Genomic DNA, 14,949 nt, shown 5'->3' with positions numbered 1-14,949 from the left:
GGCACCCGCCGGGTGTCGCCCCGTTCCCACCCACCGAGTCCCCCGGCACTCAGGCCGTGGCGCCCCCGTCGACGACGAAGTCGGCCCCGGTCGTGTAGCCGCTCACGTCGCTGGCCAGGAACGCGACCATCGCGGCCACCTCGTCGGCGGTGCCGCGCCGCGGGATCGGCAGGTGCGAGAGGTCCATCGTGCTGCCGGCGATCATCGGGGTGTCGACGGACCCCGGGCACACGCAGTTGACCCGGATGCCGCGCGGCCCCAGCTCCCGGGCCGCGGAGCGGCTGGCACCCCGCAGGCCCCACTTGGAGGCGGCGTACGGCAGCGCGCCGGCGTGCCCGCGCAAGCCGGAGATCGAGGCGACGTTGACGATCGAGGAGCCCGCGGGCATCAGCGGGACGACGGCCTGCATGCCCAGGACCGGGCCGAGCAGGTTGATGTCGAGCACCGCCCGCAGGTCCGCCTCGGGCCAGTCGGTCAGCTCACCGGTGCGGTAGACGCCGGCGTTGTTGACCAGCACGTCCAGGCGGCCGTGCTCGGCGCGCACCGCCTCCACCACCCGCGCCCAGTCCGCCGCCGAGGAGGTGTCGTGGCGGTGGTGGGTGGCGCTGCCCCCGATCTTGTCGGCGAGGGCGCCGACCTCGTCGGCCAGCACGTCGGTGAGCACCACCGTCGCGCCCAGCTCGGCGAACAGCGTCGCCTCCGCGGCTCCCTGACCCCGAGCGGCACCGGTCACCAGGGCGACCTTGCCGGTGAGGTCGACGATCGGGGCGCTCACGAGCCCAGCACGAATCCGGCGTACCCGCCGTCGCGCGCCTCGTCGCAGAGCCGGCCGTACGCCGCGAAACCGCCCAGGTAGGGCATGAACCCACGCGGCTTGCCCTCGACGTTGGCGCCCATGTACCAGGAGCTCGCCTGGACGAACAGCGTCCGGGACGCGACCGCGTCCACGTGCTCGGTCCACGCCCGCGCCGCGTCCGCGCGCGCCTCGACCTGGGTGTGGCCCTCCTCCTCGCAGTGCGCGAACAGGTCGACCAGCCAGTTCACCTGCTGCTCCCCCGCCAGCACCATGTTGGACAGCACCGACGGGCTGCCCACGCCGGCGAGGTTGAACAGGTTCGGGAACCCCGGGACGCACAGCCCCAGGTAGGTGACCGGCCCGTCGGCCCACGCCTCGGTGATCCGGTCACCACGCGGCCCGACCAGGTCGATGCGCGTCATCGCCCCGGTCATCGCGTCGAACCCGGTCGCCAGCACCAGCACGTCGAGCTCGTGGAACCCCGACGCCGTGCGCACCCCGGTGGCCTCGACGGCCTCGATCGGGTCGCGGCGCAGGTTCACCAGCGTGACGTGGTCGCGGTTGAAGGTCTCGTAGTAGTTGGTGTCCGTGCAGATCCGCTTGGTCCCGATCGGGTGGTCGGTGGGGACCAGGTCGTCGGCCACCTGCGGGTCCTTGACGACCTCGCGGATCCGCTCCTCCGCGTAGGCGCGGGCCAGGTCGTTGACGCGCGGGTCGATGGACTGCTGGGGGAAGGCCTTGCCGAACAGCACGCCGCCGCGCTGCCAGAACTCGCCCAGCACGTCGCGGCGTGCCTCCTCCGACATCGTGAAGGGGTCCTCGGGGTGGCTGACGTGCGGGGAGCCGGCGGCGCCGGCCCAGGAGAGGCGGCGGCGCTCGGCGTAGTCGCGCTGGGCCTGCTCCCAGTCCTCGTCGCTGAGGGGGCGGTTGAAGGCGGGGACCGAGAAGTTCGGGCTGCGCTGGAAGACGGTGAGCTGGGCGGCCTGGTCGGCCACCTCGGGGATCACCTGGATCCCCGAGGACCCGGTGCCGACCACGCCGACGCGCCGGCCGGTCAGGTCGACCGGCTCCTCGGGCCAGCTCGAGGTCCTCAGGATCCGTCCCTCGAACCCGGGCAGCCCGGGGATCGCGGGGTCCAGCGGTGCGGAGAGGCTGCCGGTCGCCAGGACGAGGTAGCGCGCCCGCAGCTCCTCCCCGGCGTCGGTGCGCACCACCCAGCGCGCCTCCTCCTCCTCGAAGCGGCCGCCCTCCACCCGGGTGCCGAAGCGGTAGTGGCGACGCAGGTCGAAGCGGTCGGCGACGTGCTGGATGTAGCGCAGGATCTCCGGCTGGGTGGCGTAGCGCTCGCTCCAGCGCCAGCTGCGCTGCAGGTCCTCGTCGAAGGAGTAGGAGTAGTCGAGGCTCTCGACGTCGCAGCGGGCGCCCGGGTAGCGGTTCCACCACCAGGTGCCGCCGACCTCCGGGGCGGCCTCCACGCCCGCGACGGTCCACCCGCGCTGGTGCGCGCGGTGCACGGCGTACAGGCCCGAGAAGCCGGCGCCCACCACGAGGACGTCAACGGCGGTGCTGGTCATGGTTCTCCTTCGTCGCGACGCCGGTGGCGTCGGCGGGTACGGCGAGCAGGGCTCGCAGGTCGTGCCACAGCAGCTCGCGCGCGGAGGCGGCCGCCGGGAACGGGCCGATGGTGGCGAAGCCGTGGAACAGGTCGGGGAAGTGCCGGTGCCGCACGCGGACGCCGGCCTCGCCGAGCAGCCCGGCGTAGCGACGGCCCTCGCTGGCGAGCGGGTCGCGGCCGGCCGTGACCACCACCGCCGGGGCGAGCCCGGCCAGGCTGGCCGCACGGGTGGGGACGACGTGCTCGGGCGGCCCCGGGAGCGGGGTCGTCGCCGGGTCGCCTCCGAGGTACTGGCGCCAGTACCACTCCATCGCGGCCCTGGTGTTGAAGTGCCCGGTGGCGTAGTGCCGGTAGCTCTCGGACTCGAAGTCGGGTTCCACCACCGGGTAGAGCAGGACCTGGGCGGCCAGCGGGAGGTCCTCGTGGTCGCGCGCCCGCAGGGCCGTGACCGCCGCGAGGTTGCCGCCGGCGCTGTCCCCGGCCACCGCGACCCGTCGCGGATCGACGCCGAGGCCGGCGGCGCCCTCGTGGACCCAGCGCAGGGCTGTGAGGGCGTCGTCTGCCGCGGCGGGCGCCGGGTGCTCGGGGGCCAGGCGGTAGTCCACCGAGACCACCACCGCGCCGAGCGCCCGCGACATCGTGCGGCAGAAGCCGTCGTGGCTCTCGATGCTGCAGAACACGAAGCCGCCACCGTGCAGGAAGACCACCGCGGGGCGGGGGCCCGCGTCGTCCCACGGCCGGTAGACCCGCACTCGCAGGTCACCGCCCTCGGTGGGCACCCGGTGGTCCTCCGTCGCCCGGACGTCGTCCAGGTTGTCCGGAGCCACCGCCCGGGCGGCCACCGCGGCCCGCGCCTCGGGTCCGCTCATCAGGTGCACGGGCGGGAAGCCCTCCTCGAGGACCGCGAGCAGCCGTGCCACCTCGCCTCCGAGCGCGTCGTCGAGCACTGTCACCCCTGCCTCCTCGTTCTGGTCTGAACTATTACTAACCGAAATAGTGTCCAGCCACAAGAGGGACGAAGGTCGCGCTCGGCATGTTCTGATGCGGAACATGCCGAGAAGTCGACGCGGGGTACGCTGAGGCATGGCGAACGACGACGAGACGCCCGACGAGGCACCTCTCCCCGACCTGCGCAACACCAGCTGGGCGGTCCTGGGCCTGCTCTCGTTCGGCGAGGAGCTCTCCGGCTACGACCTGAAGAAGTGGGCCGACTGGAGCATGCGGTTCTTCTACTGGGCCCCGTCGTACAGCCAGATCTACGGCGAGCTGCGCAAGCTCGAGGGCTTCGGGTTCGCCACCTCCCGCGTGGTCAACAAGGACGACGTGCGGGGCAAGCGCCTGTACCGGATCACGCCGGAGGGCGAGCGCGCGGTGGCGCGGTGGGCGGCCGAGGCCCCCGTCGAGCCGGTCGTGCTCAAGCACGGCGTGATGCTGCGGATGTGGCTCGGGCACGCCAGCGACCCCACGCGGCTGCGCTCGATGCTCGAGGAGCACCGCGACCAGAGCGAGAAGATGCGGGTGCGTGCCGAGGTCGACGCCGAGGGCGCGCGCCGGGAGCCCGGCTGGGCGTTCCCCGAGATGGTGCTGCGCTGGTCGGAACGCTACTACGCCGACGAGCGCGACCGCGCGGACCAGATGCTCGCCGAGCTCGACGAGGCGTTCAGCAAGAGCAAGCGCGCCGCGGACTCCGCAGACGCCGTCGACCCCGCCCGGCGGTCCTCGGAGGAGCTGCGCTCGCACAAGGCCTGAGCACGGGCGCGCTCCCCGGACACCGGCGGGGCCGGCGTCCGGGGGCGTGGTCCGTCCGGGGCGGGTGAGAGACCGGAGCGGCGAGTCAGTCGAAGGTGACGACCACGCGCGTGGCCTGGCCGCGGCGCATCTGGGCGAAGCCCTCGTCCGCCTCGTCCAGCGGGATCCGGGCGGACACCAGGGCGTCGAGCTCCAGGCGGCCCTGCTGGTAGAGGTCGGCGAGCACCGGGATGTCGCGGGGGAAGTGGTTGGCGCCCATCAGCAGCCCGCGCACGCCCTTCGCCGAGGTGACGAGGGGCAGACCGGGCAGCACGAACTGCTCGCCGACCGGCGGGATCCCGACGACGTACGCCGTCCGGCCCGCGCGCACCATCCCGACCGCCTGCGCGACCGTCGCCTGCCGGCCGACCACGTCGAAGGCGTGGTCGACGCCGCCGGTGAGCTCCACCACGGCCGTGACAGGGTCGGTCGTCCCGGCGTCGACCACGTCGGTCGCGCCGAAGCGGCGCGCGACCTCGAGCTTGTCGGCGCCGAGGTCGACGGCCACGATCCGGGTCGCGCCGGCCAGCCGTGCACCCTGGACGACGTTGAGCCCGACGCCGCCGCAGCCGATCACCGCCACGCTGTCACCCGGGCGGACGCCCGCGCCGTGGAGGGCGGAGCCCACTCCGGTCAGCACGGCACAGCCCAGCAGCGCGGCGCGGTCCACCGGCAGCTCGGCGGACACCCGCACCACGGAGTTGCGGTGCAGGATCGTGCGCTCGGCGAGGCCGCCGAGGCCGGCCACCTGCCCGACCGGCTGGCCGTCGCGGACCAGCCGGGGCACCGGCCGTTCGGCGCGGCCGAGGTCGTTGCGGCGCTCGCAGAGGAAGGTGCGCCCGGCGCGGCACTCGGCGCACGTGCCGCAGAACATCGACAGGCAGGCAACCACCCGGTCCCCGGGGGCCAGGTCGAGAACCGCGGCGCCGACGCCCTCCACCGTGCCGGCGATCTCGTGGCCGGGGACGGTCGGCATCACGACGGGCAGCTCGCCGTCGATCATGTGCAGGTCGGAGTGGCACAGCCCGCAGGCGTCGACGCGCACCCGCACCTCGTCGGGCGCCAGCCAGTCGTCGAGCTCGACGTCGAGCACCTCGAGGTGCCCGGGCGCCGCGCTCAGCACGGCGGCGCGGACCCGGGTGCGCGAGGCGCCCGGGGTGGCCGCGGCCTGGAACGCCGGGGCGCCGGTGGTCGGGTAGGTCGTCACAGCTGAACCGCCTTGGTCTCGAAGTACTCCTCCAGGCCGAATCGGCCTCCCTCACGCCCGTAGCCCGAGCGCTTGTAGCCGCCGAACGGCGCGGAGATGTTGAACGCGCCGCCGTTGACGGCGACCTGACCGGTCCGCAACCGGCGAGCGACCGCGAGGGCGCGGTCGGGGTCGCCGGACCAGACCGCCCCGGAGAGGCCGTAGTCGGTGTCGTTGGCGACCGCGACGGCCTCGTCCTCGGAGTCCACGGCGATCACGCACAGCACCGGCCCGAAGACCTCCTCGCGCGCGATCCGCAGGTGCGGCTCGACGCGCAGCACGGTGGGTCGCACGTAGTGCCCGCCCGCCGGAGCGCCGTCCACCGGTCCGGGACCGCCGGCCACGAGCACGGCGCCCTGGGCGAGGGCGTCCTCGATGTGAGCGAGGACCCGCTCGCGCTGGGCGGCGGAGGCGACCGGGCCGACGTCGGTGGCCTCGTCGCGGGGGTCGCCGGTCACCAGCTGGGCGACGGCGTCCACCAGCAGCTGCTCGACCTCGGCGAGCCGCGAGCGCGACACCACCAGACGGGTGAGCGCGGCGCAGGTCTGTCCGTTGTTGATCAGGCAGCCGCGCAGGGACGCGGCCACGGCCTGGCCCAGGTCGGCGTCGTCGAGCACCACGCTCGCCGACTTGCCGCCGAGCTCGAGGGTGGTCCGGGTGATGCCCGGGGCGGCCAGCTCGGCGATCCGCGCACCGGTGCGGGTGGAGCCGGTGAAGCTGACGATGCCGACCCGGGGGTCGGTCACCAGGGCCTCGCCCGCCGCGGCGCCGGTGCCGACGACGAGGTTGGCCACGCCCGCGGGAAGACCGGCCTCGGCCAGGGCCTCGAAGAAGGCGACGGTGGTCAGCGGCGCGACCTCCGAGGGCTTGAGCACGGCCGTGCAGCCGGCGGCGAGCGCCGGGACGAGCTTGGTCGCGAGCTGGTAGAGCGGGTAGTTCCAGGCGGTGATCGCGGCCGCGACGCCGATCGGCTCCCTGAGGACCAGCGACGTGCCGACCCGCTCCTCGAAGGCGTAGGACTCCAGCGTGGTGGCCACGTCGCGGATCGTCGCCGCGACCAGGTGGCCGTGGACGGTGCTCGCCATCCGGGCCGGGGTGCCGACCTCGAGGGAGGCCACCGCGCCCAGCTCGTCGGCCCGCTTGGCGACCAGGTCCGCGGTCGCCCGCAACAGGTCGGCGCGCTCCCCCACGCTCGTCGCGGCCCACGCGCCCCAGGCCGTGTCCGCCGCCGCACAGGCCCGGTCCACGTCCCTGGCGTCCGCGCCGCGGAAGCGCGCCAGCACGCTCCCGTCGGCGGCGCTTCCGACCTCCAGCTCCGCACCACCGCCCGCGGCCCATGTCCCGTCGACGTACGTCGCCTGCACCTGTTGCATCCCGTCCCCTCATCTCGCCGCACGAGCGGCGACCCCGACATGGTTGCCATGCTTGCCATGTCGCCATATGTCATCTAGGAATACTTCAACCTAATACATTCAAGTGGTCAAGGGGCATGCGATGGAGACCAGGGACCGGATCCACCTCGACGGGGAGTGGGTCGAGCCGCACGGGCACGAGCGCCTCGAGCTGGTCGACCCCCGAACCGGCGAGGTGCACGCCACCGTGCGCCTCGCGGACGCCGCCGACGTCGACCGGGCGGTCGCGGGCGCCCGCCGCGTCGTCGACGAGGGACCCGCGTGGCCGGTCGCGGCGCGGGTCGCCGCGCTGCGGGCGCTGCACGACACGATCGCCGAGCGCACCGACCTGTTCGCCGACACGATCTCGGCGGAGATGGGGTCTCCGGCGACGTTCTCGCGCCAGGTGCAGGTCGGGATGCCGCTGGGCACCCTGGCCACCACCGTCGACGTGCTGGAGGCTTACTCCTTCGACGAGCCGCTCGGCGACTCGACCATCGCGCGCGAGCCGATCGGGGTGGTCGCGGCGATCACGCCGTGGAACTTCCCGCTCCACCAGGCCCTGGCCAAGGTCGGCGCCGCCCTCGCGGCCGGGTGCCCGGTGGTGCTCAAGCCCGCCGAGACCACCCCGCTCACGGCGTACCTGCTGGTGGAGGCCGCGCGGGACGCCGGCGTACCGCCCGGGTGGCTGCAGCTGCTCCCGGGCCGCGGCGACGTGGTGGGCTCGGCGCTGGCCGAGCACCCGGGCGTCGACATGGTCTCCTTCACCGGCTCCACCGCGGTCGGGCGGGCGATCCAGCGCGCCGCCGCCGGCACCGTCAAGCGGGTCGCCCTCGAGCTGGGCGGCAAGTCCCCCAGCGTGCTGCTCGACGACCTCGACGACGAGGCCTTCGCCACCGCGGTGCGCACCAGCGTCGGCTTCTGCCTGATGAACACCGGCCAGACGTGCGCCGCCTGGACCCGGCTGGTGGTCCCGGAGGAGCGCTACGACGACGCGGTCGCCCTCGCGACGGCGACCGCGGCGGCGTTCGTGCCCGGCGAGAACCTCGGTCCGCTGGCGTCGGCGGCGCAGTGGGACCGGGTGCTGGGCCACCTCGCGCGGGCCGTGGACGAGGGCGCCGAGGTGGTCCACGGCGACCCCGCGCCGGCGCGCCCGGAGCGCGGGTTCCACCTCGCGCCGGTCGTCCTGGGCCGGGTCACCCCCCAGATGGCGGTCGGTCGCGAGGAGGTCTTCGGCCCGGTGCTGGCCGTGCAGACCCACCGCGGCGACGACGACGCCGTCCGGCTCGCCAACGCCACCGACTACGGGCTGTCGGCCGGCGTCTTCGCCGCCGACCCCGACCGCGCCTTCGCCGTCGCCCGCCGGATCCGCTCCGGGACCGTCCACGTGAACGGCATCAACGGCAACCGGCTCGCACCGTTCGGCGGCTACAAGCAGTCCGGCCTCGGCCGGGAGTACGGCCGCTTCGGTCTCGAGGAGTTCCTCGAGGTCAAGTCGATCCAGCCGCCGCCGCGCGGCTGACCACGCCCACCACCCCGGAGGATCCATGGCCCTCGACGCCGCCACCACCGCCCTGCTCCAGCAGCTCGCCGCTGCGGGCGGGCCACCCATGCACGAGGTCGACCCCGACACCGCCCGCGCGCGGATGGCGGGGCTCGCCGCGCTCTACCCGCCCGGCCCGGAGCCGGCCCGCGCCGAGGACGCCACGGTGCCCACGCGCGCCGGCTCGCTGCCCGTGCGCGTGATCGCCCCCGCATCGCCGCGCGGCGTCCTGCTCTACCTCCACGGCGGCGGCTGGGTCGTCGGCTCCCCCGCCGAGCACGAGGCCCTCGGCCGCGAGCTCGCCCACCGCACCGGGTGCACCGTCGTCCTCGGCAGCTACCGCCTCGCCCCGGAGTCCCCGTGGCCGGCGGCGGTGGAGGACGCCTGGGACCTGGTGACGTGGGTGGACGAGCACCGCGCCGACCTCGCCGGCCCCGGCGCGCCACTGGTCGTGGCCGGCGACAGCGCCGGCGGCAACCTGGCCACGATCGTGGCCCGGCACGCGCGCGACGCCGGGGGCCCCTCGATCGCCCTCCAGGTGCTGGTCTACCCGGTCGTCGACCACGACTTCGACAACGGCTCCTACACCGACCCCGCCAACCAGCTCGCGCTGAACCGCGACACGCTGCGCTGGTTCTGGGACCACTACGTGCCCGCGGAGCACCGCGATGACCCCGACGTGTCGCCGGCGCGCGCCGAGGACCTGGCCGGCCTGCCGCCCGCGGTGGTCCTCACCGCCGAGCACGACGTGCTGCGCGACGAGGGCGAGGCGTACGCCGCGTCGCTCGAGGCGGCCGGCGTGCCCACGTCGTGCCGCCGCTTCGAGGGCCAGATGCACGGCTTCTTCACCATGGTCGGGCTGCTCCCGGCCTCGGCGCAGGCGCTGGACCACGTGGCCACCGAGATCGACCGGCGCCTCGCCGGATCCCGTCCCGCCCAGCACGCACAGGAGCACGCATGAGCGCCCCCGACCCCCTCGAGCACGCCGCCACGCCCGACGACGCCGTCGACGCGGTCGTCGTCGGCGCCGGCTTCGCCGGCCTCTACGCACTGCACCGGCTACGCAGCCAGGGCCTGTCGGTCCGCGTGGTCGAAGCCGGCTCCGACGTCGGCGGGACCTGGTACTGGAACCGCTACCCGGGCGCACGCTGCGACATCGAGAGCGTCTTCTACTCCTACAGCTTCGACGCCGACCTGGCCCGGGAGTGGGAGTGGTCGGAGCGCTACGCCGCGCAGCCGGAGATCCTCGCCTACCTCCAGCACGTCGCGGACCGCTTCGACCTGCGCCGCGACATCACCCTGGACACCCGGGTGGTCTCCGCACACCTCGACGAGGACGCCGACCGGTGGACGGTGACCACCGACGCCGGGGAGCGGATCTCCACGACCTACCTGGTGCTCGCCGTCGGCCTGCTCTCCAGCACCAACCTGCCGCAGATCGAGGGCCGCGAGGACTTCGCCGGACGCACGTTCCACACCGGCGCGTGGCCGCACGACCCGGTCGACTTCACCGGCCGCCGGGTCGGCGTGATCGGCACCGGCTCCTCGGGCATCCAGCTGATCCCGCTGGTCGCCGAGCAGGCCGAGCACCTCACGGTCTTCCAGCGCACCCCGAACTTCAGCCTCCCGGCCAAGAACGGTGCCCCCGACCCCGAGAAGGTGGCACGCCTGCGCGAGGACCACGCCCGGGTCAAGGAGGAGCTGCGCTCCTCGTCGTACGGCATCCTGCTGGAGCCGCCGACCCAGAGCGCCCTGGAGGTGCCCGAGGAGGAGCGCGAGGAGAAGTACCGCCGGCGCTGGGAGGAGGGCACCCTCACCGGGATCCTGCAGGCCTACAACGACCTGGTGCGCAACGAGGAGTCCAACCACACCGCCGCGGAGTTCGTGCGCCGCAAGATCGCCGAGATGGTGCGCGACCCGCAGGTGGCCGACGACCTCATGCCGCGCGGCTACGCCTACGGCACCAAGCGCCCGTGCCTGGACACCGGCTACTACGCGACGTTCAACCGCGAGGACGTCACCCTGGTCAACCTGCGCCGCACCCCGATCGAGCGGATCACCGCCACCGGTGTGGTGGTGGACGGCGTGGAGCACCCGCTCGACGACCTCGTCTACGCCACCGGGTACGACGCGATGACCGGCCCGCTGCTGGGCATCGACATCCGCGGGCGCGACGGACGCACCCTGCGCGAGGAGTGGCACGACGGCCCCCACAGCTACCTGGGGATCGCGGTGTCGGGGTTCCCGAACATGTTCACCCTCACCGGGCCCGGCAGCCCGTCGGCGCTCAGCAACGCCGTCGTCTCGATCGAGCAGCACGTGGAGTGGCTGGCCGACCTGCTCGCCCACGCACAGGAGCGGGGCGCCCGCGTGGTCGAGGCCGACGACCGGGCCGAGAAGGAGTGGACCGAGCACGTGCAGCTGGCGGGCAACGCGACGCTCTACCCGCGCACCGACTCCTGGTACATGGGCGCCAACGTCCCGGGCAAGCCCCGGGTGTTCCTCCCCTACATCGGCGGGGTCGGCAACTACCGCGCCCACTGCGACCAGGTCGCCCGCGACGGCTACCCCGGGCTGCTGATCGGCTGATCGGCCGCCGTGCACGACGAAGCGCCCGCCCCGTCACCGGGGCGGGCGCTTCGTTGCGTGCGGCGGACTCAGCCCAGCCATGCCTCGTCGAGCAGGACGATGGAGTTGGCGGCGCCCTTGACGCCGTGCACCTCGTCGCTCCACGCGGTCAGCTCGGCCATCGGCATCCAGGCCAGGAACGGCACGCTGTCGTTCCAGGCCTCCTGGATCTTCACGACCGCTGCCTTCTGGGCCCCCTCGTCGGCGGCCCCCTGGAACTCCTCCAGCGCGGCGTCCATCTCGGGGGTGGTCGGCATCCCGTAGGTCTGGGTGCCGGTGCTGTGCAGGGAGGCGTAGAGCTTGGAGAACGGGTCGCCCTCTCGGTAGTTGATGCCCCAGCCGGCCAGGTCGTAGTCACGCTCCGCGGCCAGGCGGGTGATGAGGTCGGTGACGGTCGGGACCATCTCGATCTCGACCTCGAAGCCCACCGCCTCCAGGCTCGCCTTGACGACCTGCGCGGTGTCGCGCGCCGCCGAGGTCTGGGCGTCGAGGTAGGTGATCGCGCCGTCGTAGCCGTCGGCCTTGGCCTCCTCGAGCAGCTCGCGCGCGGCGTCCTGGTCGGGCTCGATGCCGGTCATCTCCTCGGAGTACCAGCGGGAGTACTCCGGGAAGAGCAGCGTGCTGGCCATCCCGTGCCCGTCGTACACCCGCTGGCGCACCAGGTCGGGAGCGAGCGCCAGCTGGATGGCCTGGCGCACGCGGACGTCGGCGCCCGGCCGGCCCTCCGTGCCGTTGATCAGCGCGGTGTCGCTGACCGCGACCAGGTTGGAGTAGCCGCGGGTGCCCTCCTCGAGGACGGCGTCCACCACGTCGGGGTCGCGGAAGAACGCCAGGTCGAGGCTGCCGTTGTTGAAGGAGTCCTCGACCGTGGCCTGGTCGCCGAGGTAGACGAAGCGGACCTCGTCGAGGTGGGGCCGGCCGTTCCAGTAGTCCTCGTTGGCCTCGACCAGCACCTCCTCGCTCGGACGCTGGTGGACGAGGGTGAACGGGCCGGCACCCACGGGCGTGAAGCCCTCGCCGACCGGGCCGGAGGACTTGGCCACGATCATGCCGGGACCCGAGGCGAGCATCGCCGGGAACATCGCCCACGGCTTGTTGAGCGAGTAGACGACCGTGCGCTGGTCGGCGACCTCGATGCCGGCGACGTTGTCGTTCCACAGCGCCGCCTCCGGCGCCGGCGCCGCGGCGTACCGCTCCTGGCTGGCCTTGACCGCCGCGGCGTCCAGCGGCGTGCCGTCGGAGAAGCTCACCCCGTCGCGCAGGGTCAGTGTCCACTCGGTGTTGTCGCCGTTGGCCTTGATCGACTCGGCGAGCTGCGGGGCGAACTCCCGGGTGTCGGTGTCGTAGCGCAGCAGCACGTCGTAGAGGGCCGCCATCTCGGCGCCGCCCGTGGTCACCGCGGCGATGGAGACCGCCGGGTCGAGGCTGCGGGGCTCGGAGTACAGCGCGTAGCTGATCTGGCCCCCGGTCTTCGGCTCGCCGCCGGCGTCCTCCCCGCCGACCATGCCCTCGCTGTACTCGAACCGGCCCCCGGCCTCGGTGTCACCGCCGCTGCCCTCGTCCGAGCTGTCGCTCGCGCAGCCGGCCACCAACGCCAGGGCCGCCACCAGCACCACCGCGGGCCGCAGCACGTTCCTGCGTCGCTTCATCGCATCCTCCTGGTCGGGCAGCCCCATCTGGAAGGGGTCGCCAGATCTCGGACTATATCGATTAGGAATACATCCGGGAAGCATGTAGCAACTAGTTACTCCATCTGCGGGTGGAACCTCAGGACGGTCCCGGTCGATCGCCGCGCACCAGCCGGCCCGGGAGCTCACCGGTCGCCTCGCCGTCGGTGTAGGTCTCGACCCCGGAGACGAACGTGTGGCGGTAGCCGTCGGCGCGCTGCAGCAGGCGGCGACCGCCGGCCGGCAGGTCGTGGTGCATCTCCGGCTTGTGCAGGTGCATCGCGTCGAGGTCGACGACGAGCAGGTCGGCCTTGTGCCCGGGCGTGAGCAGGCCGCGGTCCAACAGCCCGACCGCCTCGGCGGTGGCCCGCGCCTGGCGCGCGACCATCATCTCGAGCGGGAACGTGCCCCGGTCGCGGACCCAGTGCTGGAGCAGCGTGGTCGGGAAGGACCCGTCGCAGATGGTGCCCACGTGAGCGCCGCCGTCGGAGAGCCCCGGGATGGTGAACTCGTGTCCGAGCATCTCCGCGCACCCGTCGAGCGAGCCGTTCACGTAGTTGGAGAACGGCAGGTAGAACATGCCGCGGCCCTCGGCGGAGACCAGGATCTCGTAGGCCAGCTCCAGCGGGCTGATCCCCCGCGCGGCGGCGCGGTTGGCGATGGTGTCGGCCGGGTCCGGCTCGTAGTTCGGCGGGTCGGTCAGCTCGAACATGATCTCGAAGCGGTCCAGCAGGGCGCCGCCGATGATGTTGTCGGCCTTGACGATGCCGAGGGCGAGGATCTCCTCGCGCAGCGCGGGGTCCTGCATCGCGCGGGCCTGCTCCGCCACCGGCAGGTGCGAGATCCGCAGCCAGGCGGGGTTCGCCGCGAACGGGTTGAGCGTGCAGTCCAGCCCCATCAGGATGCCGATGCCGCGCGCCGCGACCTGGGCGCGCAGCCGGTGGCCCTCGGCGTTGGCCCGGTCGAGGAAGGCCAGCGCCTTGCGGAACCGGTCGGGGTGCGACGGGCTCTGGCCCAGCGAGAACGACATCGGCCGGCCGGCGGCCGCGACCATCGAGGTGATCAGGTCGAAGTCGGTCTCGATGCTGTCGTCGTCCCAGTCGGTGACCAGCTGGAGCACGCCGCGACCGGTCTGCCCGACCGCACGCGAGATGGCGACCAGCTCGTCGCGCCCCGCGGCGTACGACGGGGTGAGCTCGCCGGCCCGAGTCTTGTGGTTGAGCGTCCGCGAGGTCGTGAAGCCGAGGGCCCCGGCCTCGATCGCCTCCGCGGCCAGCTTGGCCATCAGCGCGATCTCCTCGTCGGTGGCCAGCGCGTGCGCGGCCGCCCGGTCCCCCATCGCCCGCACCCGCAGCGCCGCGTGCGGCACCTGGCCGGCGAAGTCGAGGTCGTGGGGGCGGCGCTCGAGGGCGTCGAGGTACTCGGGGAAGGACTGCCAGTCCCAGGCGAGCCCCTCGGTGAGCGCGACGCCGGGGATGTCCTCGACCCCCTCCATCAGCGCGATCAGCCGGCCGTGGTCGGCGGGCACGGCGGGGGCGAACCCGACGCCGCAGTTGCCCATGACGACGGTGGTCACGCCGTGCCACGAGGAGGGTTGGAGGCGGCTGTCCCAGGTGGCCTGGCCGTCGTAGTGGGTGTGCACGTCGACGAAGCCGGGCATCACCAGCGCGCCGTCCGCGTCGACCTCGCGGTGCCCGCGCCCGGACACCTGGCCCACCTCGACCACCACGCCGTCACGGACCGCGACGTCGGCGGTGAACGGCTGCGAGCCGGTCCCGTCGACGACCGTGCCGCCGCGTACCACCAGGTCGTGCTCGTTGCTCGTCATCCCTCGTCCTCCGGCCGGTAGTGCAGCAGCGTCAGGCCGCTGTCGGGGTCGTCGTGGAACACCGGCACGACACGCATGCCGACACGCAAGGCATCCGGGTCGACGTCGACCAGCTCGGTGCTGACCCGCGGGCCCTCGTCCCACTCGACGACGGCGAGCAGCTGGGGCACGGCGTCGGCCCAGGGCGGGGCGGTGGGGCGGCGGGCCACCGTGAAGGTGTGGAGGGTGCCGCGCCCGGAGATCTCGCGCCACTCCAGGTCGTCGGCGAGGGTGCCGGGGGCCAGCAGTCGGGGGTAGAAGACCCACTGCTGTCCCGACGGGGACCACTGGATGCGGATCCGGTGCTCGCGCAGCGCGTCCCAGAACGGCTGGGAGACCGGGGTCGGCTCCGGCAGCGGGCGGGGCTCGGCGGGCCGCGAGGCCGGTGCGTCGGTGGACTGGCTCATC

12 protein-coding genes are annotated in these 14,949 nt (G+C 73.6%); 4 read left to right on the top strand and 8 right to left on the bottom strand.

Going from position 1 to position 14,949, the window contains the following annotated elements; translation table 11 throughout:
* Nucleotides 1-49: 49 nt before the first annotated feature.
* From HOQ23_RS07955 to HOQ23_RS07945, 3 genes are read right to left on the bottom strand one after another with little or no spacing between them, the layout of a single operon-like run.
* Nucleotides 50-775: an SDR family NAD(P)-dependent oxidoreductase gene (locus HOQ23_RS07955; protein ID WP_172213544.1), complete on the bottom strand. Its 726-nt coding sequence runs from the start codon at nt 773-775 to the stop codon at nt 50-52.
* Entirely contained in the window at nt 772-2,370 is a 1,599-nt protein-coding gene (locus HOQ23_RS07950) for an NAD(P)/FAD-dependent oxidoreductase (RefSeq protein ID WP_172213542.1), read from the bottom strand. The genes HOQ23_RS07955 and HOQ23_RS07950 overlap by 4 nt, the downstream gene beginning before the upstream one ends.
* Nucleotides 2,351-3,364: an alpha/beta hydrolase gene (locus HOQ23_RS07945; RefSeq protein WP_367650423.1), complete on the bottom strand. Its 1,014-nt coding sequence runs from the start codon at nt 3,362-3,364 to the stop codon at nt 2,351-2,353. Before HOQ23_RS07945 ends, HOQ23_RS07950 begins: the two co-directional genes overlap by 20 nt.
* 130 nt (nt 3,365-3,494) lie before the next feature.
* On the opposite strand from HOQ23_RS07945, the gene HOQ23_RS07940 reads away from it, so the two are divergent.
* Nucleotides 3,495-4,160, top strand: a complete 666-nt coding sequence (locus HOQ23_RS07940) for a PadR family transcriptional regulator (RefSeq protein ID WP_172213538.1) — start codon at nt 3,495-3,497, stop codon at nt 4,158-4,160.
* Between the two features lie 85 nt (nt 4,161-4,245).
* Here HOQ23_RS07940 and HOQ23_RS07935 read toward each other — a convergent pair whose 3' ends face one another.
* Both HOQ23_RS07935 and HOQ23_RS07930 read right to left on the bottom strand, forming a co-directional pair.
* Nucleotides 4,246-5,406, bottom strand: coding sequence for a Zn-dependent alcohol dehydrogenase (locus HOQ23_RS07935; protein WP_172213536.1), 1,161 nt, complete (start codon nt 5,404-5,406; stop codon nt 4,246-4,248).
* Nucleotides 5,403-6,818 (bottom strand): aldehyde dehydrogenase family protein, encoded by a 1,416-nt coding sequence (locus HOQ23_RS07930; protein WP_172213534.1) that lies wholly within the window; start codon nt 6,816-6,818, stop codon nt 5,403-5,405. Before HOQ23_RS07930 ends, HOQ23_RS07935 begins: the two co-directional genes overlap by 4 nt.
* Before the next feature lie 121 nt (nt 6,819-6,939).
* On the opposite strand from HOQ23_RS07930, the gene HOQ23_RS07925 reads away from it, so the two are divergent.
* Genes HOQ23_RS07925 through HOQ23_RS07915 form a run of 3 tightly spaced genes read left to right on the top strand, consistent with a single transcriptional unit; the run spans nt 6,940 to nt 10,968 of the window.
* Nucleotides 6,940-8,358 carry an aldehyde dehydrogenase family protein gene (locus tag HOQ23_RS07925; protein WP_172213532.1) on the top strand — a complete coding sequence of 473 codons (1,419 nt, stop codon included), beginning with the start codon at nt 6,940-6,942 and terminating at the stop codon, nt 8,356-8,358.
* A gap of 25 nt (nt 8,359-8,383) precedes the next feature.
* Complete coding sequence (locus tag HOQ23_RS07920) at nt 8,384-9,340, top strand: alpha/beta hydrolase (protein ID WP_172213530.1); 957 nt, start codon at nt 8,384-8,386, stop codon at nt 9,338-9,340.
* On the top strand, nt 9,337-10,968 hold the full coding sequence (locus HOQ23_RS07915; protein WP_172213528.1) for an NAD(P)/FAD-dependent oxidoreductase: 1,632 nt from the start codon (nt 9,337-9,339) through the stop codon (nt 10,966-10,968). Before HOQ23_RS07920 ends, HOQ23_RS07915 begins: the two co-directional genes overlap by 4 nt.
* A gap of 68 nt (nt 10,969-11,036) precedes the next feature.
* On the opposite strand, the gene HOQ23_RS07910 is transcribed toward HOQ23_RS07915, so the two are convergent.
* From HOQ23_RS07910 to HOQ23_RS07900, 3 genes are all read right to left on the bottom strand, one after another.
* Nucleotides 11,037-12,656, bottom strand: coding sequence for an ABC transporter substrate-binding protein (locus HOQ23_RS07910; protein WP_172213526.1), 1,620 nt, complete (start codon nt 12,654-12,656; stop codon nt 11,037-11,039).
* A gap of 118 nt (nt 12,657-12,774) precedes the next feature.
* Complete coding sequence (locus HOQ23_RS07905; RefSeq protein ID WP_172213524.1) at nt 12,775-14,502, bottom strand: amidohydrolase family protein; 1,728 nt, start codon at nt 14,500-14,502, stop codon at nt 12,775-12,777.
* Nucleotides 14,499-14,948, bottom strand: a complete 450-nt coding sequence (locus HOQ23_RS07900) for a Zn-ribbon domain-containing OB-fold protein (RefSeq protein WP_172213522.1) — start codon at nt 14,946-14,948, stop codon at nt 14,499-14,501. The genes HOQ23_RS07905 and HOQ23_RS07900 overlap by 4 nt, the downstream gene beginning before the upstream one ends.
* Nucleotide 14,949 lies beyond the last annotated feature (1 nt).

It is taken from the genome of Nocardioides sp. zg-DK7169 (assembly GCF_013155365.1).
Lineage (GTDB): Bacteria > Actinomycetota > Actinomycetes > Propionibacteriales > Nocardioidaceae > Nocardioides.
The sequence above is the reverse complement of the archived record's forward strand: the minus strand, read 5'-3'. Positions and strand labels throughout refer to the sequence as shown.